Source organism: Actinomadura flavalba DSM 45200 (assembly GCF_000374305.1).
Taxonomy (GTDB): domain Bacteria; phylum Actinomycetota; class Actinomycetes; order Streptosporangiales; family Streptosporangiaceae; genus Spirillospora; species Spirillospora flavalba.
This window is the reverse complement of sequence record NZ_KB894093.1, coordinates 857,534-883,104: the sequence shown is the minus strand read 5'-3', so window position 1 is coordinate 883,104 and position 25,571 is coordinate 857,534. Positions and strand designations below refer to the sequence as shown.

Genomic DNA, 25,571 nt, shown 5'->3' with positions numbered 1-25,571 from the left:
GTCGGGAGCGGCCCCTAGGGGTGCCGCGGGATCGATGTTAAGGGTTGGCCGCCCTCCTTCCGGTGCTTATCTTCAGAATTGTTTCCACGCACTGGGAGAGCACATGGATTCGTTGGCCGAAGCCGTGGTGGACGGGGCGTCCGCCGAGGAATTGGAACGCCGGGATATTCCCCGTGAGTTCACGGCGGCGCATCTGCGGGTGGAGGACGTGGACATGTTCGCCGGGGTGGCGGACAAGGACGTGCGCAAGTCGCTGCGGGTGGGCGCGGTGCCGATGCCGGAGCTGGCTCCGGACGAGGTGTTGGTGGCGGTGATGGCGAGTTCGATCAACTACAACACGGTGTGGTCGGCCATCTTCGAGCCGCTGCCGACGTTCGACTTCCTGCGACGCTTCGCGAGCACCGGCGGCTACGCGGCGCGGCACGACCAGCCGTACCACGTGCTCGGCTCGGACGCCGCCGGGGTGATCGTCCGGGTCGGGGCGGGCGTCCGGGGCTGGCGGATCGGCGACCACGTCGTCGCCAGCGCCGTCGCGGTCGAGGAGCAGGAGCCCGCCACGCACGCCGACGCGATGCGCGGCGCGCGGCAGCGGGCCTGGGGCTACGAGACGAATTTCGGCGGTCTCGCCCACTACACGGTGCTGCGGGCGAGCCAGCTCCTGCCCAAGGCGCCCCACCTGACCTGGGAGGAGGCCGCGACCTCCACGCAGTGCGCGGGCACGTCCTACCGGATGCTGGTCAGCGACCGCGGCGCCCGGATGAAGGCCGGCGACGTGGTGCTGATCTGGGGCGCGTCCGGCGGGCTCGGCGTGTTCGCCGCGCAGCTCGTGCGCAACGGCGGCGGCGTCCCGGTCGGGGTCGTCGGGTCGCCGGAGAAGGCGGAGGTCGCGCGGCGGGTCGGCTGCGAGGTGGTCGTCGACCGCAGCCAGGTGGACCTGTCGGGGCCGCCGATCGACGCGGGCAAGCGGCTCGGCCGGATCATCCGCCGCGAGGTCGGTGAGGACCCGCACATCGCCTTCGACTACACGGGCAAGGCGACGTTCGGCATCTCGGTGTTCGTGGTGCGGCGCGGCGGCGCCGTCGTGACGTGCGGGTCCAGCACCGGCTACGAGCACAGCTTCGACAACCGCTACCTGTGGATGAACGTCAAGCGCGTCATCGGCAGCCACGGCGCGAATCTCGCGGAACTCGACGAGAGCAACCGGCTGTTCCGCCTCGGCCATCTCGCGCCGGTCGTCTCGGCGCTGTACCCGCTGGCCGAGATCGGTGCGGCGACCCGTCTCGTCCAGCGCAACGGGCACGTCGGAAAGGTGGGCGTGCTGTGCCTGGCGCCCGCGCCGGGACTCGGTGTCACCGACCCGGAGAAAAGGGCGAGGATCGGCGCCGGAAAACTCGATCCACTGGCCGGTGTCTGGACTCGGAACTACTGACCGAAAGGGGCGCCGACGGATGCCCGTGGGAATTCTTTCGACCGGTTCCTATGTACCCAAGAAGGAAGTGTCGAACGCCGAGGTGGCGGCGCGCGTCGGCGTCACACCGGAATGGATCGAACGCAAGACGCAGATCCGCACCCGGCGGTACGCGGCGCCGTCGCAGGCGGCCTCGGACCTGGCGGTGAAGGCCGCCCACCGGGCCCTGCTCGGCGCGGACCTGGACGCCGCCGACCTCGACTACGTCATCGTCTCGACCTCGACGGGCGACGCGCCGAGCCCGCCCACCGCCAACCTCGTCCAGGACGCGCTGGGCGCCGACCACGCCGCCTGCTTCGACCTGAACGTGGTGTGCAGCGGCTTCGTGTACGGGCTGGCGCTGGCCCGGTCGCTGCTGCGGCTGCACCCGGGCCGCCGCGCCCTCGTCATCGCCGCCGACGTGTACTCGCGCATCCTCGACTTCACCGACCACCGCACGGCGGTGCTGTTCGCGGACGGCGCGGGCGCCGCGATCCTCGGCGAGGTGCCCGACGGGTACGGCGTGCTGGACGTGGACCTGCGCAGCCGCGGCGACGCGCACCATCTGATCGGCGTCCCGGCGGGCGGGTCGCGGCTGCCCGCGTCACACGCGACGGTCGCCGCCGGGCGGCACTACTTCCGGATGGACGGGCGCTCGGTCAGCGACTTCGTGCTCGCCCACGTCCCGGCGGCCGTCGAGGCGTTCGTGCGGCGGACCGGGCTGGAGCTGGACGAGATCGACCACTTCATCCCGCACCAGGGCAACGGCAACCTGATGACGCGGCTGGTCGAGGCGGCCGGGCTCGGCAAGGCGCGGACGCACCGCACCATCGACCGCTTCGCGAACATGGGCAGCGCCTCGGTCGCCGTGACGCTCGACCACGCCGTCCACGACCTGAACGACGGCGACACGGTGCTGCTCGTCGGGTTCGGCGGCGGCATCTCCGTCGGCGCCTGCCTGCTGCGCTGGGCCGACCCCTGGACGTTGCGCCGCCGGGACGCCTTGGCCCGGTCCGGCGCGCAGGACCCGACATGAGGAGCACGGCGATGACTGTGAGCGACCTGGCCGGGGCCGTGCTGGACGGCGCGCCCGCCGACGAGCTGGCCCGGTACGACGTCCCCCGTGATTTCACGGCGGCGCATCTGCGGGTGGAGGACGTGGACATGTTCGCCGGGATGGCGGACAAGGACGTGCGCAAGTCGCTGCGGGTCGGCGCCGTGCCGATGCCGGAGCTGGCGCCCGACGAGGTGCTCGTCGCGGTGATGGCGAGTTCGATCAACTACAACACGGTGTGGTCGGCCATCTTCGAGCCGCTGCCGACGTTCGACTTCCTGCGGCGTTTCGCCCGTACGGGGGGCTATGCGGCGCAGCACGACCAGCCGTACCACGTGCTCGGCTCGGACGCCGCCGGAGTGGTCGTCCGCGTCGGCGCGGGCGTGCGGCACTGGAACGTCGGCGACCACGTCTCCGTGGCCTGCACCTACGCCGACGACCAGGAGCCCGACACCCACGGCGACGGGATGCTCGGCGCCGAGCAACGCATCTGGGGCTTCGAGACGAACTTCGGCGGCCTCGCCCACTTCACGGTGGCGCGGGCGAGCCAGCTCATGCCCAAGGCGCCGCACCTGACCTGGGAGGAGGCCGCCGCCAACCCGCTGTGCGCCGCGACGTCCTACCGGATGCTCATCAGCCCGCGCGGCGCGCACATCAAGCAGGGCGACATCGTCCTGGTGTGGGGCGCGGCGGGCGGGCTCGGCGGCTACGCGGTGCAGCTCGTGCGCGCGGCGGGCGGCGTCCCGGTCGCGGTGGTCGGGTCGCCGGAGAAGGAGGAGATCGTCCGGCGGCTCGGCGCGGAGGTCGTCGTCAACCGCGCCGACCTCGGCATGGCGGGACCGGACGGCGGCCACGCGGCGGCGATCGACGCGGGCAAGCGGCTCGGCCGGATCATCCGCCGGGAGCTGGGCGAGGACCCGCACGTCGCGTTCGACTACATCGGCCGCGCCACGTTCGGGACGTCGGTGTTCGTGGTGCGGCGCGGCGGCACCGTCGTGACGTGCGGGTCCAGCACCGGCTACGAGCACCTGTACGACAACCGCTACCTGTGGATGAACGTCAAGCGCATCATCGGCAGCCACTCCGCCAACCACCAGGAGTCGGCCGAGTGCAACCGGCTCTTCCGGATGGGGAGGATCGCGCCGGTGCTCTCGAAGGTCTACCCGCTCGCGGAGGTCGGTGAGGCGGCGCGCCTCGTCCAGGAGAACGGGCACGTCGGCAAGGTCGGGGTGCTGTGCCTGGCGCCGCGCGAGGGCCTCGGCGTCACCGACCCGGAGCTGCGCGCGCGCATCGGGGCGCGGCGGCTCAACCCGATGCGCGAGGTGACGGCATGACGGGCACCACCGGGATCATCGCGACCGGCTCGTACGTGCCCGAACAGGAGGTCGGCAACGACGAGATCGCCGCGCGGGTCGGCGTCGATCCCGGATGGATCGAGGAGCGGACGCAGATCACCGGACGACGGTGGGCCGCGCCCGAGGAGGCCGCGTCGGACCTGGCCGTCCAGGCCGGGCTGCGCGCGCTGGAGGCGGCCGGGCTGGCCGCCTCGGCGGTGGACTACCTCATCGTGTCCACCGGGACCGGCGACTCGCCGCAGCCGCCGACGTCCTACCTCGTCCAGGACGGCATCGGCGCCCGCAACGCCGCGTGCTTCGACATCAGCGTCGCGTGCAGCGGCTTCGTGTACGGGATCGAGCTGGCCCGCGGCCTGCTGCTGGACCGGCCGGACGGCGTCGCCCTCGTCATCGCGACCGAGGTGTACTCGCGGTTCGCGGACTTCTCCGACCGGCGCACCTCGGTGCTGCTCGGCGACGGCGCCGGAGCGGCCGTGATCGGGCCGGTGACGCCGCCGCACGGCGTGCTCGCGGTGGACCTGGTGAGCCGCGGCGACGCGCACGCGCTGATCCGCGTGGAGGGCGGCGGCAGCCGCCGTCCCGCCTCGCACGAGACGGTGGAGGCCCGCGCGCACACGGTCACGATGCACGGGCGCGGGGTCAGCGAGTTCGTGCTCGACGCGGTGCCGCCGGTGCTGGAACGCGTCGTGCACAGCGCCGGAGCGGAACTGCGCGAGATCGACCATTTCGTTCCGCACCAGCCGAACGGGGTGCTGCTCGGGCGCCTCACCGAGGCCGCCGGGCTGGGCCACGCGCGCACGCACCGCACGGTGGAGCGCTACGCGAACATGGGCAGCGCGTCGGTCGCGGTGACGCTCGCCGAGGCGGCGCCGGAGCTGGCGCCGGGCGAGCTGGTGCTCATCGCCGGTTTCGGCGGCGGCATGGCCGTCGGCGCGACCGTCGTCCGCTGGGGGGTGGGCGCGTGACCGCCCCGGAGACGACGGTGGAGCGCGTCGGCATCGTCGGCTGCGGGCTCATAGGCTCGGGCATCGCGGAGGTCGCCGCGGCGGCGGGACTGGACGTGCGCGTCGCGGTGTCGCGGCCCGCGTCCCGCGACCGGGGGCTCGCGCTGCTGCGCCGCTCCCTCGCCCGGTCCGTGGCCAAGGGCCGCCGCACCGAGGCGGAGAGCGCGGCGCTGCTGGCGAACGTCGCGTTCACCACCGACCTCGACGACCTCGCGGACCGGTCCCTGGTGATCGAGGCCGTGTCCGAGGACGAGCGGACCAAGCAGGACGTCTTCGGCCGCCTCGACAAGATCGTCGAAGCGGACGACGCGATCCTGGCGTCCACCACGTCCTCCATCCCGATCATGCGGCTCGGCCGGGCGACGAGCCGTCCGGACCGCGTCGTCGGGATGCACTTCTTCAACCCGGTGCCCGCGATGCGGCTCGTCGAGCTGATCCCGTCGCTGGCGACCGACGAGGCGGTGACGCGGCGCGCCACCGCGTTCGTCGCCGGGACGCTCGGCAAGGAGCCGATCCGCTGCGCCGACCGCACCGGGTTCGTCGTCAACACGCTGCTCATCCCGTATCTGCTGGCCGCCGTGCGGATGGTGGAGTCGGGAACGGCGACGGCCGCCGTCGTCGACCAGGCGATGGTGCTCGGCTGCGCCCATCCGCAGGGCCCCCTCGCGCTCGCCGACCTCATCGGGCTCGACAGCGTCGCCGCCATCGCCGAGGCGCTGTACGCCGAGTTCCGCGAGCCGCTGTACTCGCCGCCGCCGCTGCTGAGCCGGATGGTCGAGTGCGGCCTGCTCGGGCGCAAGTCCGGGCGCGGCTTCTACGCCTACCCCTGACCGGCCCGTTCGGAGAGGACGACCATGACCGCCGCCCTGCCCATCGCCGTCGTCGGTGTCGCCTGCCGGTTCCCCGGCGCCGCCGGACCGGACGCCTTCTGGGAGCTGCTCCGCGACGGCGTCGACGCCGTCGGGGACGCCCCGGCGGACCGGCCCGAGCCGCTGGACGGGGAGCGCGGCGGCTTCCTGCCCGCCGTGGACGCCTTCGACCCCGGCCTCTTCGGCATCTCCCCGCGCGAGGCCGCCGCGATGGACCCCCGGCAGCGGCTGCTGCTGGAACTCGGCTGGGAGGCGCTGGAGGACGCCGGGATCGTCCCGGGTTCGCCCGGCGCGCAGGTCGCCGTGCACATCGGCGCGATGTCCGACGACTACGCCGTGCTGGCCCGCCGGTACGGCGCCGCCGTCACGCCGCACACGCTCACCGGGCAGAGCCGGGGCGTGCTGGCCGGGCGGCTGTCGTACGCGCTCGGGCTGCGCGGCCCGAGCATGGTGATCGACGCGGGGCAGGCGTCGTCGCTGGTGGCGGTGCACGCGGCGTGCCGGGCGCTGCGCGGCGGGGAGGCGGAGGTCGCCCTGGCGGGCGGCGCCGAACTCCTCCTCGCCCCGGAGGGCTTCGCCGCCGCGCGCGGCTTCGGGGCGCTGTCGCCCGGCGGACGCGCGTACACCTTCGACGCCCGCGCCGACGGGTACGTGCGCGGCGAGGGCGGCGGGCTGGTGGTGCTCAAGCCGCTCGACTGCGCGGTGCGCGACGGCGACCGCGTCCACGCGGTCATCGCGGGCGGCGCCGTGGGCAACGACGGGGGCGGCGCGACGCTCACCACCCCGGACGGCGACGCGCAGGCGCGGGTCCTGCGCGCGGCGTGCGCCGACGCGGGAGCCGACCCGGCCGCCGTCTCGTTCGTGGAACTGCACGGCACCGGCACGCCGGTCGGTGACCCGGTGGAGGCGGCGGCGCTCGGCGCGGTGTTCGGGCCGGGCCGGGCCGAGCCGCTGCGCGTCGGGTCCGTCAAGACCAACATCGGGCACCTGGAGGGCGCCGCCGGGATCGCGGGGCTGATCAAGGCGGTGCTGTGCGTGCGCGAACGGGTGCTCGCGCCGAGCCTGAACTTCGCCGCGCCGAACCCGGCGATCGACCTGGACGGGCTGCGGCTGCGCGTGCAGACCGAGCCGCTGCCGCTCGGCGGCGGCCCGGTGCTCGCCGGGGTCAGCTCGTTCGGGATGAGCGGCACCAACTGCCACCTCGTGCTGGCCTCGGCCCCCGACGCCCCGGCCCCCTCCGCCGGGGAGCGCGTCCGCCGTCCCGTCCCGGTGCCCGTCGCGGTGTCGGGACGAGACGGGGACGCGCTGGCCGCGCAGGCGGCCCGGCTGCGCGACCACCTGGAGCGGCACCCGGACCTCGACCCCCTCGACGTCGCGTACGCCCTCGCCACGACCCGCGCCCGGCTGGACGACCGCGCCGTCGTGCTCGCCGACGACCGGGCGGCGCTGCTGGACGACCTGGCGACCCTGGCCGAGGGCGGGCGGGGCCGGGCGGTCCGGGGAAGGCCGGACGACGGCCGCACCGCGTTCCTGTTCACCGGGCAGGGCGCGCAGCGGCCCGGCATGGGCCGGGGCCTGGCCGCCGCCCACCCCGTCTTCGCCGCCGCGCTCGACGAGGTCGCCGCGCCACTGGAGGACGCGCTGGGGCTGCCGCTGCGGGAGCTGATGGCGGGCGGCGACGCGGCGGCGCTGGCGCGGACCGTCGTCACCCAGCCCGCGCTGTTCGCCTACGAGGTCGCGACCGTGCGGCTGCTGGAGCACTTCGGCGTCCGCCCGGACCTGCTGCTCGGGCACTCGGTCGGGGAGCTGGCGGCGGCGCACGTCGCGGGCGTCTTCGGACTGGCCGACGCGTGCGCCCTCGTCGCGGCGCGGGGCCGCCTCATGCAGGCGCTGCCGGACGGCGGCGCGATGGCGGCGATCCAGGCCGCCGAGGACGAGGTGGCGGACGAGATCGCCGCCGCGCGCGGCGCGGTGGAACTGGCGGCCGTGAACGGGCCGGACTCCGTCGTGGTGTCCGGGGACGCCGAGGCCGTGCGGGCGCTGGCCGCGCGGTGGTCGGAACGGGGGCGCAGGACGCGGCGGCTCGCGGTCAGCCACGCGTTCCACTCGGCGCGCATGGACCCGATGCTCGACGCGTTCCGCCGCGCCGCCGAGGGCGTCGCCTACGCGGCGCCGCGCCTGCCCGTCGTGTCGAACGTGACCGGCGGCGTCGTGGACGCGGCGGAGATCGCCACGCCGGAGTACTGGGTACGGCACGTGCGGGCGACCGTCCGTTTCCGGGACGGCGCCCGCACGCTGGCCGAGCGGGGCGCCACGCGGTTCGTCGAGGTCGGCCCGGACACGGCGCTGCTGTCGATGGTCCGCGACTGCCTTCCGCCGGGCGGCGGGGTGTTCGTCCCGGCGGCGCGGGCGGACCGCGCGGAGGAGCGCACGCTGACGGCGGCGCTGGCGGAACTGGACGTGCGGGGCGTGCCCGTCGCCTGGGACCGCCTGCTCACGGGCGGACGCCGCGTCCCGCTGCCCGGCCACGCGTTCCGCCGCGCCCGCTACTGGCTGCCCCGTCCGGGCGAGGCCGCCGACGCGCCCGTTCCCGAGCCGGACGCCGGGGCTGTCCCGGCCGTTCCCGACGCCGAAGGCGTGCTGGCCGAGCAGATCGCGGCGGTGCTCGGGCTCGCGTCGCCCCGGGAGGTCGACCTGCGGGCGCGGTTCAAGGACCTCGGCTTCAGCTCGTTCATGGGCGTCGAACTGGCCGGGCGGCTGGGGGACGCGCTCGGGGTGCGGCTGCCCGGGACGCTCATCTTCGACCGGCCGACGGGCACGGCCGTGCTCGACCTGCTGCGGGAGGAGCCCGGCGACGACGCGCCCGCCCCGGCGGCACCGGCCGCCGCCGACGAGCCGATCGCGGTCGTGGCGATGGGCTGCCGCTTCCCCGGCGGCGTCGCCTCGCCCGAGGACCTGTGGGACGTCCTGGCGCACGGCCGCGACGTCATCGGCCCCTTCCCGCAGGACCGGGGCTGGGACCTGGAGGGCATCTACGACCCGGACGGCGTGCGGCCCGGCCGGCACTACGTCCGGGCGGGCGGGTTCCTGCGCGACGTCGCGGACTTCGACGCGGAGTTCTTCGGCGTCTCGCCGCGCGAGGCCGCCGCGATGGACCCGCAGCAGCGGCTGCTGCTGGAGGTCGCGTGGGAGACGCTGGAGCGGGCGGGCGTCGCGCCGGACGCGCTGGCGGGGGAACCGGCGGGCGTGTTCGTCGGCGCGACCTACCAGGAGTACGGCCCCCGCATGTACGAGGGCAGGCCGAGCACCGAGGGCTACGTGATGACGGGCACGACGCCGAGCGTGGCGTCCGGCCGCATCGCCTACACGCTCGGGCTGGAGGGCCCGGCGCTGACGGTGGACACGGCGTGCTCGGCGTCGCTGGTGGCGATCCACCTGGCCTGCCGGGCGCTGCGCGCGGGGGAGACCTCGCTGGCGCTGGCGGGCGGCGCGACCGTGATGTCCACGCCCGGGATCTTCATCGAGTTGACGCGGCAGCGGGCGCTGTCCACCGACGGCCGCTGCAAGGCGTTCGGTGAGGGCGCCGACGGGACCGGCTGGGCCGAGGGCGTCGGGCTGGTGCTGCTGGAGCGGTTGTCGGACGCGGTCGCCCACGGCCGGGAGATCCTCGGGGTGATCCGGGGTTCGGCGGTCAACCAGGACGGGGCGAGCAACGGGCTGACGGCGCCGAGCGGCGCCGCGCAGCGCCGGGTGATCCGGGCGGCGCTGGCCGCCGCCGGGGTCGCGCCGGACGAGGTGGACGCCGTCGAGGCGCACGGCACCGGGACGCGCCTCGGTGACCCGATCGAGGCTTCCGCGCTGCTGGACGCCTACGGCCGGGACCGTCCGGCGGACCGGCCGCTGCGCCTGGGGTCGGTGAAGTCGAACCTGGGCCACACGCAGGCGGCGGCGGGCGTCGCCGGGCTCATCAAGATGCTGCTGGCTCTGCGGCACGGCGTCCTGCCGCGCACGCTGCACGCGGACACGCCGACGACGCGCGTGGACTGGTCGGCGGGCGGGGTGGAGTTGCTCACCGAGCAGGCGGCCTGGCCGCGCGGCACGCGCCCGCGCCGCGCGGGGATCTCGTCGTTCGGCATCAGCGGAACGAACGCCCACCTGATCGTGGAGGAACCCCCACCGGCGGAAACCGGGAACGGACCGGCCGCGCCCGCTGCGCGCGCGGATGTCGTCGCCGCGCCCGAGGCTGCGGAGGGGCCGGTCGCGTTGGTGCTCGGGGCGCGGGGGGAGGGGGCGTTGCGGGCGCTGGCGGGGAACGTCGCGGTGGTGCTGGCGGGCGGTGCCGCGCCCGGCGCGGTGGCCCGCGCGCTCGCGACGGGGCGGGCGGGGCTGGCGGACCGCGCGGTCGTCGTCGGCTCCGGCGCGGCGGAACTGCGCGCCGGGCTGGACGCCCTCGACGTGCGCGGGACCGCCGCGCATGTCGGGAAGGTTGCGTTCGTCTTTCCCGGCCAGGGGTCGCAGTGGGTGGGTCTGGGGCGCGAGTTGCTGGCGGAGTCGGAGGTGTTCCGGGGCCGGTTCCGTGAGGTCGCGGCGGCCGTGGAGGAGCGCGTCGAGTGGCCGGTGGAGGCCGTGCTGGGCGACGCGGAGAGGCTGGCGCGGATCGAGGTCGTGCAGCCGGTGCTGTTCGTCGTCCAGGTGGCGCTGGCGGCGGTGTGGAAGGCGTGGGGGGTGCGGCCGGACGCGGTCGTCGGGCATTCGCAGGGGGAGATCGCCGCCGCCGTGGTGGCGGGGGCGTTGTCCGTCGAGGACGGGGCGCGGCTGGTGGTGGAGCGTTCGGCGCTGTTCGCGCGGGAGCTGACCGGCCGGGGCGTCGTCGCGTCCGTCGCCCTGCCGGAGGACGAGGTCGGACGGCGCCTCCCGGCGGAGCTGTCGATCGCCGGGGTGAACGGCCCCGCCGCGACGACGGTCGCCGGGGCTACGGAGCCGGTGGAGGCGTTCGTCGCGGAGCTGGTGGCCGAGGGGGTGCGGGCGCGGGTGGTCCCGGCGTCGGTGGCGTCGCACTCGGCGCAGGTCGAACCGCTGCGGGACGAGATCACCGGCGGGCTCGCGTTCGTCGCGCCCCGCGCGGCGCGCGTGCCGCTGTACTCGACGGTGACCGGCGCGCCGATCGACGGCACGGCCCTGGACGCCGGGTACTGGTACGAGAACTGCCGCCGCCCCGTGCTGTTCGCGCCGGTCGTCGAACGCCTGGTGGACGACGGGTTCGGCGTGTTCGTGGAGCCGTCCGCGCATCCGGTGCTGACGATGAACGTGGAGGAGATCGCGGACCGCGCGGGCGCCGACGTCGTCGCGTCCGGCTCGCTGCGCCGCGACGACGGCGGCCTGGACCGACTCCTGCGCGCGGCCGGAACCCTGTGGACGCGGGGCGTCGCGCTCGACTGGCCCGCCGTCCTCGGCGAAGGCCCGACCGTCGCGCTGCCGACCTACCCGTTCCAGCGGCGACGGCACTGGGCGGCCCCCGCCGCCGCGCCGGACGCCGGGGACGCGCACCCGCTGCTGGACCGCGCCGTCACGCTCGCCGCGTCGGGGGACGTCGTCCTCACCGGCCGCGTCTCCCGCCGCACCCACCCCTGGACCCCCGACCACGCCGCCCTCGGCACCGTCCTGCTGCCCGGCTCCGCGCTGGTGGAGATGGCGGTCCGCGCGGGCGACGAGGCCGGATGCGGCGTGCTCGACGACCTCACGCTGGAGGCGCCGCTGCTCGTCCCCGCCGCCGACGTGGAACTCCAGGCGACCGTCGAGCCGCCCGGACCGGACGGGGAGCGGACCGTCCACCTGCACTCCCGCTCCGGCGGCGACTGGACGCGGCACGCCACCGGCCGCCTCCTGCCCGACGGCGCCGCGCCGCCCGCCGGACCGGCCGCGTGGCCGCCGCCCGGCGCCGAGCCGGTGGACCTCGACGGCCGGTACGACGTCCTCGCCGCGCGCGGCTACGACTACGGCCCCGCCTTCCGGGGCCTGCGGGCCGCCTGGCGCGACGGCGCCGACGTCCTCGCCGAGATCGCGCTGCCCGACGGTGTCGAGCCCGGCGGCTACGGCCTGCACCCCGCGCTGCTGGACGCCGCACTGCACGTCCTGGACCTGGGCGCCCCGGCGGAGCCCGGCGCGACGCTGCTGCCGTTCGCGTGGAGCGGCGTGCGGCTGCACGCCGAGGGTGCGACGGCGGCGCGGGTCCGGGTGCGTCCCGCCGGAACCGGCGGGGCGGTGTCGCTGCTGCTCACCGATCCGGCGGGGGCGCCGGTCCTGTCCGTCGAGCGGCTGACGCGGCGCCCGGTGACCGCCGACCGGCTCGCGGCGGCGGGCGGCGCCGACGACCTGTACGTCCCGGCGTGGACGCCGGTCCCGGCCGGGCCCGTGCCCGCCGGGCCGTGGGCCCTGCTCGGCGCCGACCCGGCCGGGCTCGCCCCCGACGTGCGCAAGGCCGGGGTGACGCTGCACGAGTACGCCGACCTGGCCGCGCTCGCCGCCGCACCCGGCCCGCCCGGCACCGTGCTCTGGCCGGTCCCGGCGCGGCCGGGCGCCGAGCCGGTCGCCGCCGCGCACGCCGCGACCGCCGAGGCGCTGGCGCTGCTGCGCGCCTGGCTGGCCGACGACCGGCTCGCCGCGACGCGGCTCGTCGCGGTGACGCGCGGCGCCGTCACCGTGGACGCCGCCGAACCCGCCGACCCGGCGGGGGCCGCGCTGTGGGGGTTGCTGCGGTCCGCGCAGACCGAGAACCCGGGCCGCGTCGTGCTCGCGGACGTGGACGAGACCGGCGGGCGCGTCCTCGCGGCGGCCGTCGAGGGCGGCGAACCGGAGGTCGCGGTCCGCGCCGGGCGGGTGCTGGCGCCCCGGCTGACGCGGGCCGCGCCCGGCGCCGCCCGGCCCGTCTTGGACCCCGAGGGGACCGTCCTGATCACCGGCGCGACCGGCGCGCTCGGCGCGCTGTTCGCCCGCCACCTCGTCACCGCCCACGGCGCCCGCCGCCTCCTGCTGCTCAGCCGCCGGGGCCCGGACGCGCCCGGCGCCGCCGACCTCGCGGCCGAGCTGACGGGCCTCGGCGCGGACGACGTCACGGTGCGGGCCTGCGACACCGCCGACCGCGCGGCGCTCGCGGCCGTGCTCGCCGACGTCCCCGCCGCGCACCCGCTGACCGCCGTCGTCCACACGGCCGGCGTCCTGGACGACGGCGTCCTGACCGCCCTCACCCCCGAACGCCTCGGCGCGGTGCTGCGCCCCAAGGCCGACGCCGCGTGGAACCTGCACGAGCTGACGGCGGACGCCGACCTGCGCGCGTTCGTGCTGTTCTCGTCCGTCCGGGGCCTCACCGGCGGCGCGGGGCAGGCCAACTACGCGGCGGCGAACCGGTTCCTGGACGCCCTCGCCCGGTACCGCGCCGGACGCGGCCTGCCGGCGACGTCGCTGGCGTGGGGCCTGTGGGCGGGCGGCGGCATGGAGGCCGCGCTGGGCGCGACCGCGCTGCGGCGGCTGGCCCGCGGCTCCGGCCTGGCGATGATCACGCCGGAGCTTGGGCGGGAGCTGTTCGACGCCGCCCTGCGCACCGGCGAGGCCGTCGTGGCGCCGGTGCGGCTGGACCTGGCCGCGCTCGCCGGGGACGACCTGCCGCCGCTGTACCGGGGCCTGGCCGGAGCGCCCGCGCGGCGGGCGTCCGCCGCGCGGGAACGCCCGGCGGACGGCGAGCCGCTCGGCCGGCGGCTCGCGGCGCTGCCCGCCGCGGACCGCCGCGCCGCGCTCCTGGACGTCGTCCGCGCCGAGGCCCGCACGACGCTCGGGCACGACGGGACGGGGTCGCTGGACGCGCGCCGCGCGTTCAAGGACCTCGGCTTCGACTCGCTGACGGCCGTCGAGCTGCGCAACCGGCTCAACCGGGCGTCGGGGCTGCGGCTCCCCGCGACGCTCGTGTTCGACCACCCGTCCCCGGCGGCGCTCGCCGACCACCTGCACGCCGAGCTGTTCCCCGGCGAGGAGCCCGCGCCGGACGCGGAGGCCGGCCCCGACTTCGACGCGATGAGCGTCGAGGAACTGATCCGCCGTGCCGCCGACGGCGCCTGACCCGTTCCGCTCCGAGAGGGCCACCCATGACCGAAGCCACCGAAGCCCCCGTCGTCGCGGCCCTGCGCGCCGCGCTCAAGGAGAACGCCCGGCTCAAGGCGCGCGACGACACGGCCGAGCCCGTCGCCGTCGTCGGGATGGGCTGCCGTTTCCCCGGCGGCGTGGCGTCCCCGGACGACCTGTGGTCGCTGGTCGAGGACGGCCGCGACGTGGTGGGCCCCTTCCCCGACGACCGGGGCTGGGATCTCACCGAGCTGTTCGACGATGATCCGGATCGTCCGGGGACGTCGTACGTCCGTTCGGGCGGGTTCGTGGACGATGTGGCGGGTTTCGACGCGGAGTTCTTCGGGATCTCGCCGCGTGAGGCGCTGGCGATGGACCCGCAGCAGCGGCTGTTGCTGGAGGTGGCCTGGGAGACGATCGAGCGCGCCGGAATCGACCCCGCGTCGCTGCGCGGCCAGGACGCCGGGATCTACGCGGGCTTCATGTACCACGACTACATCAGCCGCCTCCCGGAGATCCCGCACGACCTGTCCGGCTATGTGACGACCGGGACGCACGGCAGCGTCGCGTCCGGCCGCATCGCCTACACGCTCGGCCTCCAGGGCCCGGCGGTGACGGTGGACACGGCGTGCTCGTCGTCGCTGGTCGCGATCCACCTGGCCTGCCAGGCGCTGCGGGCCGGGGACTGCGGCCTCGCGCTCGCGGGCGGGGTGGCGCTGCTGTCCACGCCGTTCGTGTTCGTGGAGCACAGCCGCCAGCGCGCGCTGGCGGCGGACGGCCGGGTGAAGGCGTTCGCGGAGGCGGCGGACGGGACGGGCTGGGGCGAGGGCGTCGGCCTGGTGCTGCTGGAGCGGCTGTCGGACGCCGTCCGCCACGGGCACCGCGTGCACGCGGTGATCCGGGGTTCGGCCATCAACCAGGACGGCGCGAGCAACGGGCTGACGGCGCCGAGCGGCCCGGCGCAGCGCCGGGTGATCCGCGCCGCGCTGGCCGCCGCCGGGGTGCCCGCCGCCGAAGTGGACGCGGTGGAGGCGCACGGCACCGGGACGCCGCTGGGCGACCCGATCGAGGCGTCGGCATTGCTGGCCACCTACGGGCGGGAGCGTCCGCCCGGCGACCCCCTCCGGCTCGGCTCGCTGAAATCGAACCTCGGGCACACGCAGGCGGCGGCGGGCGTCGCCGGGCTGATCAAGATGGCGCTGGCGATGCGGCACGGCGTGCTGCCGCGCACGCTGCACGTGGACGCTCCGACGTCGGCGGTGGACTGGTCGTCGGGCGGCGTGGAGCTGCTGACCGAGGCGGTGAAGTGGCCGCGCGGCGAGCGTCCCCGCCGGGCGGGTGTCTCGGCGTTCGGCGTGAGCGGCACCAACGCCCACCTCATCCTGGAGGAACCCCCGGAAACCCCGCCGGAGCCGGTGGACGCGCCCGCGCCCGGTCCCGTCGCCCTGACCGTGTCGGCCCGGAGCGAGGCGGCGCTGCGGGCCCAGGCCGGGCGGCTGCGCGACCACCTCGCCGCGCACCCCGGCACCCCGCTGCGCGACCTGGCGTACTCGCTGCACACGACCCGCGCCGAGCTGGAGGTCCGCGCCGTCGTCGTCGCGGAGTCCGCCGGCGCGGCGCTCGCCGGGCTCGGCGCCGCCGCCGACGGCACCGCCGACCCCGGCATGGTGCGCGGCACCGCCCGCGAGCGCGGCCGGACCGTGTTCGTCTTCCCGGGCCACGGCTCGCAGTGGGCGGGCATGGCGGCCGGGCTGCTGGAGACGTCCCCGGCGTTCCGCGACCGGTTCGCCGAGTGCACGGCGGCGCTCGACCCGTACGTGGACTGGTCGCCGCGCGCGGCGCTCACCGACGCGGCGATGCTGGAGCGCGTCGAGGTCGTCCACGTCGTGCTGTGGGCGGTGATGGTGTCGCTCGCGGCGGCGTGGCGGGCGCAGGGCGTGGAACCGGACGCCGTCGTCGGCCACTCGCAGGGCGAGATCGCCGCCGCGTGCGTCGCGGGCGCGCTGACCCTGGACGACGGCGCCCGCGCCGTCGCCGCGCGCGGCCTCGCGGTGCGGGAGCTGCCCGAGGGCGCGATGGTGTCGGTGGCGCTGCCCGCCGACGAGGTCGCCCGCAGGCTGGAGCCGTGGGACGGGCGGCTGGGCATCGCGGTCGTGAACGGGCCCTCGTCGGTCGTGGTGTCGGGCGACGTGGCGGCCTGCCGGGAACTCTACGAACGCTGCGTCGCCGACGACGTGCGGGCGCGGCGGCTGCCCGCCGCGCAGGCCGGGCACTCCCGGCACGTCGAGCCCGCGCGGGAGTCGCTGCTGGAGATCTTCGAGCCGGTCGTGCCGCGCGCGGGCGGCGTCGCGTTCTACTCGGCCGTGACCGGCGGCCCGCTGGACACCGTCGAGCTGGACGCCGGGTACTGGTACCGCAACCTGCGTGAACCCGTGCGTTTCGACCGGGCGGCGCGGCGGCTCGTGGACGACGGCTTCGACGTGTTCGTGGAGGTCGGCCCGCACCCGCTCCTCGTCGCGGGCGTTGAGGAGACGGCCGAGCGCGCGGGCCGGGACGTCGTCGTCACCGGGACGCTACGGCGCGGCGAGGGCGGCGCGGCGCGGCTGCTGCGCTCGTTCGCGGAGGCGTGGACGCGGGGCGTCCCGGTGCGCTGGGACGCCGGGTCCGGGACGGTCCTCGACCTGCCCACCTACCCCTTCCAGCACCGCCGCCACTGGGTGGAGGGCGCGTCGAAGGGCTGGAGCGGCGCGCTCGGCGCCGACGCGGCGGAGGCCGTCCCGGCGGCGGACGAGCTGGCCGCACTGCCGCCGCACGAGCTCCGTACCCGGCTGCTCGCGCTGGTGCGCGGCGAGACGGCGGCCGTCCTCGGCCACGGCGACGCCGCCGGGATCGACCCCGAGCGGACGATGCGGCAGCTCGGCTTCGACTCCCTCGCCGCGGTGACGCTCCGCAACCGGCTCAACGCCGCGACCGGGCTGCGGCTGGCCACCACGCTCGTGTTCGACCATCCGACGCCCGCCGCCGTCGCCGAGCACATCGCGGTCCAGGTCGAGGCGCCGCGCGACGGCGGCCCGGCCGCGCCGTCCGCCGCCGACGTCATCGACGAGGTGCAGGCCGTGGTGGAGCGGGCCGCCGCCGACGACGGCGCCCGCGCCCTCGTCGTCGCCCGGCTGGAGGCGCTGCTGGACGGGCTGCGCGGGTCCGGCGGCCCGGACGAGGCGATGGCCGCCGCGCTGTCCGGCGCGGACGACGACGACCTCTTCGCGATCGTCGAGCGCGAGCTCGGCGCCCCCTGACCGAAAGGACCCGAAACGCGATGACCGGCGCACCGACCACCGAACAGCGGCTCCGCGACTACCTGAAGCGCGTCACGGTGGAGCTGGCCGACGCCCGGCGGCGGCTCGCCGCCGAGCGCGACCGCGCCCGCGAGCCGATCGCGGTCGTCGCGCTGGGCTGCCGCCTCCCGGGCGGCGCGGCCACGCCGGACGCGCTGTGGTCGCTGGTCGAGGACGGCCGGGACGTGCTGACCGGCTTCCCGGCCGACCGGGGCTGGGATCTGGCCACGTTGTTCGACGATGATCCGGATCGTCCGGGAACGTCGTACGTCCGTTCGGGCGGGTTCGTGGACGACGTGGCGGGTTTCGACGCGGAGTTCTTCGGGATCTCGCCGCGTGAGGCGCTGGCGATGGACCCGCAGCAGCGGCTGTTGCTGGAGGTGGCCTGGGAGACGATCGAGCGCGCCGGAATCGACCCCGCGTCGCTGCGCGGCACCGCCACCGGCGTCTACGCGGGCGTCGCGGGCGGCGAGTACGCCGCGCTGCTCGACCGCACCGACGACGACGTGGAGGCCCACCGCATGACGGGCGTCGCGGGCAGCGTCCTGTCCGGCCGGGTCGCGTACACGCTGGGGCTGGAGGGCCCGGCGGTGACGGTGGACACGGCCTGCTCGTCGTCGCTGGTCGCGATCCACCTGGCCTGCCAGGCGCTGCGCGCGGGGGAGACCTCGCTGGCGCTGGCGGGCGGCGTGAACGTCCTGTCCACCCCGGCGGCGTTCGTGGACCTCAGCCGTCAGCGCGGCCTGGCGGCCGACGGGCGGGTGAAGGCGTTCGCCGAGGCCGCCGACGGCACCGGGTGGGGCGAGGGCGTCGCGCTCGTCCTGCTGGAGCGGCTGTCGGACGCGGTCGCCCACGGCCGGGAGATTTTCGGAGTGATCCGGGGGTCGGCGGTCAACCAGGACGGCGCGAGCAACGGGCTGACGGCGCCGAGCGGCCCGGCGCAGCGCCGGGTGATCCGCGCGGCGCTGGCTTCGGCCGGGGTGTCCCCGGCCGAGGTGGACGCGGTGGAGGCGCACGGCACCGGGACGCCGCTGGGCGACCCGATCGAGGCGTCCGCTTTGCTGGCCACCTACGGGCGGGAGCGTCCGCCCGGCGACCCCCTCCGGCTCGGGTCGCTCAAGTCCAACCTCGGGCACACCGGTCCCGCCGCCGGTGCCGCCGGGCTGATCAAGATGCTGCTGGCGATGCGGCACGGGGTGTTGCCGCGCACGCTGCACGTGGACGCGCCGACGTCGGCGGTGGACTGGTCGTCGGGCGGGGTGGAGCTGCTGACCGAGCCGGTGAAGTGGCCGCGCGGCGACCGCCCCCGCCGGGCCGGGATCTCGGCGTTCGGCGTGAGCGGCACCAACGCCCACCTCATCCTGGAGGAACCGCCCGAGACCGCGCCCGAGCCGGGCGACGAGCCCGCCGCCGGGCCGGTCGTCCTGCCGCTGTCCGCGCGGGGCGGCGCCGCGCTGCGCGTCCGCGCCGCCGACCTGGCCGCGCTGGTGACCGACCACCCGGAACGTCCGCTGGCCACGGTCGCGCGGACCCTCGCCGCGCACCGCGCGGTGCTGGACGACCGCGCCGCCTTCGTCGCCACCGACCATGCCGGGGCGGCCGCCGCGCTGCGCGCCGTCGCGGCGGGCGAGACGCCCGTCCGCACGCTGCGCGCGCCGGGACGGGTCGCGTTCGTCTTCCCCGGCCAGGGGTCGCAGTGGGTCGGTCTGGGGCGCGAGTTGCTGGCGGAGTCGGACGTGTTCCGGGACCGGTTCCGCGAGATCGCGGCGGCCGTGGAGGAACGCGTCGAATGGCCGGTGGAGGCCGCGCTGGGTGACGCGGAGCGGCTGGCGCGGATCGAGGTCGTCCAGCCGGTGCTGTTCGCGGTGCAGGTCGCGCTGGCCGCCGTCTGGGAGGCGTGGGGCGTCCGGCCGGACGCCGTCGTCGGCCACTCGCAGGGCGAGATCGCCGCCGCCGTCGTCGCCGGGGCGCTGACCGTCGAGGACGGGGCGCGGCTGGTGGTGGAGCGTTCGGCGCTGTTCGCGCGGGAGCTGACCGGGCGCGGCGTCGTCGCCTCCCTCGCGCTGCCCGTCCGGGAGGTGGAACGGCGCCTGCCCGACGGGCTGTCGGTCGCCGGGGTGAACGGCCCCGCCGCGACGACCGTGGCGGGGGAGGCGGCGGCGGTGGAGGCGTTCGTCGCGGAGCTGGTGGCCGAGGGGGTGCGGGCGCGGGTGGTCTCGGCGTCGGTGGCGTCGCACTCGGCGCAGGTCGAACCGCTGCGGGAACGGATCGTCACCGGCCTCGGATTCCTGCGCCCCCGGCCGGGCCGCGTGCCGCTGTACTCCACGGTGACCGGCGAACCGAGCGACGGCGCGGACCTCGGCCCGGACTACTGGTACGAGAACTGCCGCCGCCCGGTGCGGTTCGCTCCCGTCGTCGAACGCCTGCTCCGCGACGGTTTCGGCGTGTTCGTGGAGCCGTCCGCGCATCCGGTGCTGACGATGAACGTGGAGGAGATCGCGGACCGCGCGGGCGCCGACGTCGTCGCGTCCGGCTCGCTGCGCCGCGACGACGGCGGCCTCGACCGGCTCCTGGCCTCCGCCGCCGGGCTCTGGGCGCGCGGCGCGGACGTGGACTGGACCGCGCCGCTCGGCCCCGGACCCCGCACCGACCTGCCCGCCTACCCCTTCCAGCACGAGCGGTACTGGGTCGAGACGCGACGACCCGCCCTCACCCGGCCCGCGTCGTGGCGGTACCGGATCGACTGGCGGCCCGTCCCCGCCCCGCCCGCCCGCCTCACCGGCACCTGGGCGCTCGTCGCGGACGCCGCGCACCCCGGCGACGACGTCGCCGCCGCGCTCACCGCCGCCGGAGCCGACGTCCGCCGCGCCGAGCCCGGCGACGCCGTCCTCACCGGCGGCGGCCTCGCCGGGATCGTGTCCCTGCTGCCGCCCGCCGACCCCGGCCTCGGCGCGACCCTCCGCGTCCTGCGCGCCGTGGCCGAGGCCGGGACCGAGACGCCGGTGTGGTCGGTGACCCGGGGCGCGGTCCGGGCCGAGCCCGGCGACCCCGCGCCCGAGCCCCGGCAAGCCCGGCACTGGGGCCTCGGCCAGGTCGCCGCGCTCGAACACCCCTGGTGGGGCGGGCTCGTCGACCTGCCCGCCGACGCCGCCCCCGCCGCGCTCGCGCTGCTGCCCGGCGTCCTCGCCGGAACCGGCGAGGACCAGCTCGCGCTGCGCCCAGGCGGGCCGCTGGCCCGGCGGCTAGTCCGCGCGCCCCTGCCCGGCCGCGCACCCGCCCGCACCTGGAAGCCCACCGGGACCGTCCTGATCACCGGCGGCCTGCACGGACCCGGCGCCCAGGTCGCCCGCGACCTCGCCGCCCACGGCGCCGACCACCTCCTGCTCCTCACCGACCCGGCGGACGGGCCCGCCGCGCCGCCGCCCGATCTCGCCGCGCACGGCGCCCGCGTGACCGTCGCCGCCTGCGACGCCGCCGACCGCGACGCGCTCGCCGCCGTCCTCGGCGCCATCCCCGCCGACGCGCCGCTCACCGCCGTCGTCCACACCGCCGAACTCCTCGCCGAAGGGCCGCTCACCGCACTGCCGGACGCGACCGTCGCCGCCGTCCTGCGCGCCCGCGCCGACGCCGCCCGCACCCTGGACGAGCTGACCCGCGACGCCGACCTCACCGCGTTCGTGCTGTTCTCCTCGTTCACCGCGACGTTCGGCGGCGGCGTCGGCGTCGGCGCGTACGCCGCCGCCGCGGCCGACCTCGACGCGCTCGCCGCCGCCCGCCGCGCGAACGGCCTGCCCGCCACCTGCCTCGCCTGGGGCGGCTGGGCCGACCCCGAAGCCACCGGCGACGCCGCCGCGACCGAACGCGACCGCGCCCGCCGCCTGGCCGACCGGGGCCTGCCCGGCCTCGACCCCGCCCTCGCCCTCACCGCGCTGCACCAGGCCCTCGACCACGACGAGACGGCGGTGACGCTCGTCGAGGTGGACTGGCCCCGGTTCGCCGCGCGCCTCACCGCCGGACGGCCGAACCCGCTGCTCGGCGAGATCCCCGAAGCACGCCCCGCCGCGTCCGCCTCCCTCGCCGCCGGGCTTCCGGCGCGGCCGGGCCGCGACGAGCTGCGCGGCCTCGTCCGCACGCAGATCGCCGCCGTCCTCGGCCACGCCTCCGGCGAGGCCGTCGATCCGGCGCGCGGGCTGCTGGAGATCGGCATGGACTCGCTGACGATGGTCGAGCTGCGCAACCGGCTCGGCGCCGCGACCGGGCTGCGCGTCCCCGCCGGCCTCGTCGTCTCCGGCGGCACCCCCGACCGCATCGCCGCCGCCCTGCACGCCGCGCTCGGCGGCCCCGCCGACGACGCGCCCGAGACGCTCGCCGCGCTGTTCCGCGACGCCGCGCGGACCGGGCGGCTGCCCGGATTCCTGCGCGTGCTCGCGGACCTGGCCGCCTTCCGCCCCGCGTTCACCGCCGCCGACGTTCCGCCGCCCGCCGTCGAACGGCTGACGGCGGGCGGTACCGGGCCCGCCCTCGTGCTGATCCCGTCCGTCCTCGCGACGTCCGGGCCGCACCAGTTCGCCCGGATCGCCGCCGCGCTGCGCGACGACGACGGCACCGGCCCCGTCAGCGCGATCGCGCTGCCCGGCCACGGCACCGGCGAACCCCTGCCCGCCGACCTCGACGCCCTGCTCACCGCCGTCACCACCGCCGTCCGCGCCGCCGCCGGAACAGGCCCCTACGTCGTCGGCGGCTACTCCTCCGGCGGCCTCGTCGCCCGGCTCGCCGCCGCCCGCCTCGCCGCCGAGGGCGCCGCCCCCGCCGCCGTCGCCACCATCGAGACCGCCCCCTTCGACGACGCCTTCCTCGACACCACCGGCCCCGCCCTGCTCGGCGCCATGGCCGACCGCGCGGACGGCGTCCTGCCCCTCACCGACGACCGCCTCACCGCCATGGCCGCCTACCTGCGGCTGCTCGGCGGCCACCCCGCCGACCCCGGCGGCGTCCCGCTGCTGGAGATCCGCGCCGACGGCGGCCCCGCCCGCGGCGTCACGGTCCCCGGCGACCACTTCGGCGTCATCGACGAGGACGCCGCCACCACCGCGCGGGCGCTCGCCGCGCTGCTGCGCACCGGCACCACCCAAGGAGACCACCGATGACCGAACGCACGCCCGTGGTGATCGTCGGCGCGGGGACCTGCGGCCTGGCCGCCGCCTGCGCGCTGCGCCGCGCCGGGATCGACGTCCGCCTGCTGGAACGCGAGGACGTCCCCGGCACCGGCTCCCGCGCCACCCTGCTGTGGCCGCTCGGCCTGGCCGTGCTGCGCGACCTCGGCGTCCGCGAGGACGCCGAGCGGCGCGGCCTCCCGCTCGACGCCCTGCACTACCACCTGGCCGGGGGACGCACCCTGCGCACCACGGTCGGCGCCGAGAACGAGGCGCTCGTCCTCGCCCAGCACGCCACCGACGCGCTGCTCGAAGAGGCGCTGGAGGCCGCCGGGGGAAGGGTCGAGCGGTCCGCGCACGTCAGCGGCGTCACCCCCGGCCCGGACGGCGTGACCGTCAAGGTCGACCGGCCCGGCGGCACCGAGCTGATCGAGGCCCAATGGCTCATCGCCGCCGACGGCGTCGGCAGCACCGTCCGGCGCCTGCTCGGCATCGACTTCCCCGGCACCACGCTCCCGGCCCGCTACCTCGCCGTCGACGGCGCCATCGACGGCGACCTGGCGCCCGGCGCCGTCCACTACTTCCTGCGGCCCGCCGGTCCCATGGTCGTCGCGCCGCTGCGCGGCGGGACCGTCCGCATGGGCGCGCCCGTCCCCGACGGCACCGAGCTGTCCGAGGCGACCGTGCAGCGCGTCCTCACCGAGCGCGGCGGCGACGGCCTCGTGCTGCGCCGCCTCGACGACATCACCACCTTCGCCAGCCAGGAACGCGTCGCCGCCACCCTGCGGCACGGACGGTGCTTCCTCGTCGGAGACGCGGCGCACACCCACTCGCCCATCGGCGGGCAGGGCCTCAACCTCGGCCTCCAGGACGTCGCCAACCTCACCTGGAAACTCGCGGGCGTCCTGCGCGGCGCCTACACCCCCGACCTCCTCGACACCTACGAGCCCGAGCGGCGGCGGGCCGCCGAGCAGACCGTCCAGAACACCCACCGGTTCGCGCGGATGTTCACGCTCGGGCCGCGCCCCGCCCGGGTCCGCAACGCGGCCTGGCGCGGGCTGGACGCCACCGGGGTGCTGCGCCGCCACTTCGTCCCGCTGCTCGCCGGACGCCGCGTCGCCTACCCCGACGTCCTGCCCGGCGGTCCCGCCCGCCGCGCCCGCGGCCTGCCCGCGCCCGGAGAGCGGCCGCCCGGCGGCGCGCCCCCCGCCGGGACGGGCGCGCTGCGGCTGGTGACCCGCGGCGACGCCGCCCTCGCCGCCGCCGGAGCGCACCTCGCCGCCCGCCACCCCGGCCGCATCGCGCACGAGCACCGCGCCTCCGGACGCGGGTTCGTGCTCGTCCGGCCGGACGGGTTCGTCGCCCGCGCCGGCCGCACCACCGCCGACCTCGACCACGTCGCGACGCTGGCGGCGGGCCTCGCGCCCGCCCCGGGAGGAGCCTGAATGACGATCACGGAAGGGCTGGCCGAACTGGCCGACCGCAAGCGCGCCGTCCGGGACGGCGCCGCGCCGGACGCCACCCGCCGCCAGCACGACAAGGGCAAACTGACCGCCTACGAGCGCATCGCGCTGCTGTGCGACGCGGACAGCTTCCACGAGATCGAGCCGCTGCGGCGGCACCGCGCCACCGGCTTCGGCATGGAGGCGCGGCGCCCCGACGGCGACGGCGTCGTCACCGGCTGGGGCACCGTCCACGGCCGCCGCGTGTTCGTCTACGCGCACGACTTCCGGTCCTTCGGCGGCTCGCTCGGCGAGGCGCACGCCGCCAAGATCCACAAGCTGATGGACCTCGCCGCCGCGGCCGGGGCGCCGCTGGTGAGCCTCAACGACGGCGCGGGCGCCCGCATCCAGGAGGGCGTCAGCGCGCTCGCCGGATACGGCGGCATCTTCGTCCGCAACACCCGCAACTCCGGCGTCATCCCGCAGATCAGCGTCATGCTCGGGCCGTGCGCGGGCGGCGCCGCCTACTCCCCGGCCCTCACCGACTTCGTGTTCATGGTGCGGGGCGTGGCGCAGATGTTCGTCACCGGGCCGTCCGTCGTCCGCGCCGTCACCGGCGCCGACGTCACCGCCGAGGGCCTCGGCGGCGCCGACGTCCACGCCGCCACGTCCGGTGTCGCCGCCTTCGTCCACGACGACGAGGAGAGCTGCCTGGCCGACGTCCGCTACCTGCTGTCCCTGCTGCCCGCCAACAACCGGGAGACGCCGCCGCGCGAGCCGTCCGGCGACCCGCCCGACCGGCGCACCGACCGGATGCTCGACCTCGTGCCCGCCGACCCCGCCCGCCCCTACGACGTCGGCGCCGTCATCGCCGAACTCGTCGACGACGGCGAGTACCTGCCGGTGCACGAGCACTGGGCGCCGAACGTCGTGTGCGCCCTCGCCCGGCTGGACGGGCACGTCGTCGGGATCGTCGCCAACCAGCCCTCCGTCATGGCGGGCGGCCTCGACATCCACGCCGCCGAGAAGGCCGCCGGGTTCGTGCAGACCTGCGACGCGTTCAACATCCCGCTCGTCACGCTCGTGGACGTGCCGGGATTCCTGCCCGGACTCGACCAGGAGCACGGCGGCATCATCCGGCACGGCGCCAAACTGCTGTACGCCTACTGCGACGCGACCGTTCCCCGCGTCCAGGTCATTCTGCGCAAGGCGTACGGCGGCGCCTACATCGTCATGGACTCCCGTTCCGTCGGCGCGGACCTGTCGTTCGCGTGGCCGCGCAACGAGATCGCCGTGATGGGCCCCGAGGGCGCGGCCGAGGTCATCTTCCGGCGCGACATCGACGCCGCCGACGACCCCGGGCAGGTCCGCGCGCAGAAGATCAAGGAGTACCGGGCGGCGCTCGTCCACCCCTTCCACGCCGCCGAGCGCGGCCTCGTGGACGACGTCATCGACCCGCGCGACACGCGCGCCACGCTCGTCGCCGCGCTGGACATGCTCCGCACCAAGCACGCCGACCCGCCGTCGCGCAAGCACGGCAACCCGCCGATGTGACCGGCGGCGAGCCCGTCTTCCGGATCGTCCGCGGCCGCGCCGACGACGTCGAGTACGCCGCCGTCGTCGCCGTGCTGCTCGCGGTGGCCCGCCGCGCCGCGCGGCCGCCGGACGAGCCCGCCGCGACCCGCGCGGGCTGGGACCGGAACCGCCGCGGCCCCTTCGTCCCCGCCGGGTCCTGGCGGTCCTGGCGCCATTCCGGATAGGGGCCGGACTGGGGTTGTGACTAGGGGTCGGAGATCCGTA

11 protein-coding genes are annotated in these 25,571 nt (G+C 76.9%); all 11 read left to right on the top strand.

Annotation, left to right across the window (positions count from 1 at the left end; all coding sequences use genetic code 11):
• Nucleotides 1-103: 103 nt before the first annotated feature.
• The 11 genes from ccrA (C229_RS0103860) to C229_RS0103810 are packed head-to-tail and all read left to right on the top strand — an operon-like array spanning nt 104 to nt 25,531.
• The gene (gene ccrA / locus C229_RS0103860) at nt 104-1,429 is read left to right on the top strand and encodes a crotonyl-CoA carboxylase/reductase (RefSeq protein ID WP_033423913.1); all 1,326 of its coding nucleotides are present in this window, start codon (nt 104-106) and stop codon (nt 1,427-1,429) included.
• Nucleotides 1,430-1,448: 19 nt separating this feature from the next.
• Nucleotides 1,449-2,483 (top strand): 3-oxoacyl-ACP synthase III family protein, encoded by a 1,035-nt coding sequence (locus tag C229_RS0103855; protein WP_051108856.1) that lies wholly within the window; start codon nt 1,449-1,451, stop codon nt 2,481-2,483.
• 17 nt (nt 2,484-2,500) lie between these two features.
• On the top strand, nt 2,501-3,835 hold the full coding sequence (gene ccrA, locus C229_RS0103850; protein ID WP_018653759.1) for a crotonyl-CoA carboxylase/reductase: 1,335 nt from the start codon (nt 2,501-2,503) through the stop codon (nt 3,833-3,835).
• Nucleotides 3,832-4,821 carry a 3-oxoacyl-ACP synthase III family protein gene (locus tag C229_RS34840; protein ID WP_018653758.1) on the top strand — a complete coding sequence of 330 codons (990 nt, stop codon included), beginning with the start codon at nt 3,832-3,834 and terminating at the stop codon, nt 4,819-4,821. The genes ccrA (C229_RS0103850) and C229_RS34840 overlap by 4 nt, the downstream gene beginning before the upstream one ends.
• Entirely contained in the window at nt 4,818-5,690 is an 873-nt protein-coding gene (locus C229_RS34835; RefSeq protein ID WP_018653757.1) for a 3-hydroxybutyryl-CoA dehydrogenase, read from the top strand. Before C229_RS34840 ends, C229_RS34835 begins: the two co-directional genes overlap by 4 nt.
• Before the next feature lie 24 nt (nt 5,691-5,714).
• Nucleotides 5,715-13,838: a type I polyketide synthase gene (locus C229_RS29310; protein ID WP_018653756.1), complete on the top strand. Its 8,124-nt coding sequence runs from the start codon at nt 5,715-5,717 to the stop codon at nt 13,836-13,838.
• 26 nt (nt 13,839-13,864) lie between these two features.
• Entirely contained in the window at nt 13,865-17,137 is a 3,273-nt protein-coding gene (locus C229_RS29305; RefSeq protein WP_018653755.1) for a type I polyketide synthase, read from the top strand.
• Between the two features lie 20 nt (nt 17,138-17,157).
• Nucleotides 17,158-22,323, top strand: a complete 5,166-nt coding sequence (locus C229_RS29300) for a type I polyketide synthase (protein WP_018653754.1) — start codon at nt 17,158-17,160, stop codon at nt 22,321-22,323.
• Complete coding sequence (locus tag C229_RS29295) at nt 22,320-23,774, top strand: FAD-dependent oxidoreductase (RefSeq protein ID WP_018653753.1); 1,455 nt, start codon at nt 22,320-22,322, stop codon at nt 23,772-23,774. Before C229_RS29300 ends, C229_RS29295 begins: the two co-directional genes overlap by 4 nt.
• Nucleotides 23,775-25,325, top strand: coding sequence for an acyl-CoA carboxylase subunit beta (locus tag C229_RS0103815; protein ID WP_018653752.1), 1,551 nt, complete (start codon nt 23,775-23,777; stop codon nt 25,323-25,325).
• Nucleotides 25,322-25,531 (top strand): acyl-CoA carboxylase epsilon subunit, encoded by a 210-nt coding sequence (locus C229_RS0103810; RefSeq protein WP_018653751.1) that lies wholly within the window; start codon nt 25,322-25,324, stop codon nt 25,529-25,531. Before C229_RS0103815 ends, C229_RS0103810 begins: the two co-directional genes overlap by 4 nt.
• Nucleotides 25,532-25,571: the final 40 nt, after the last annotated feature.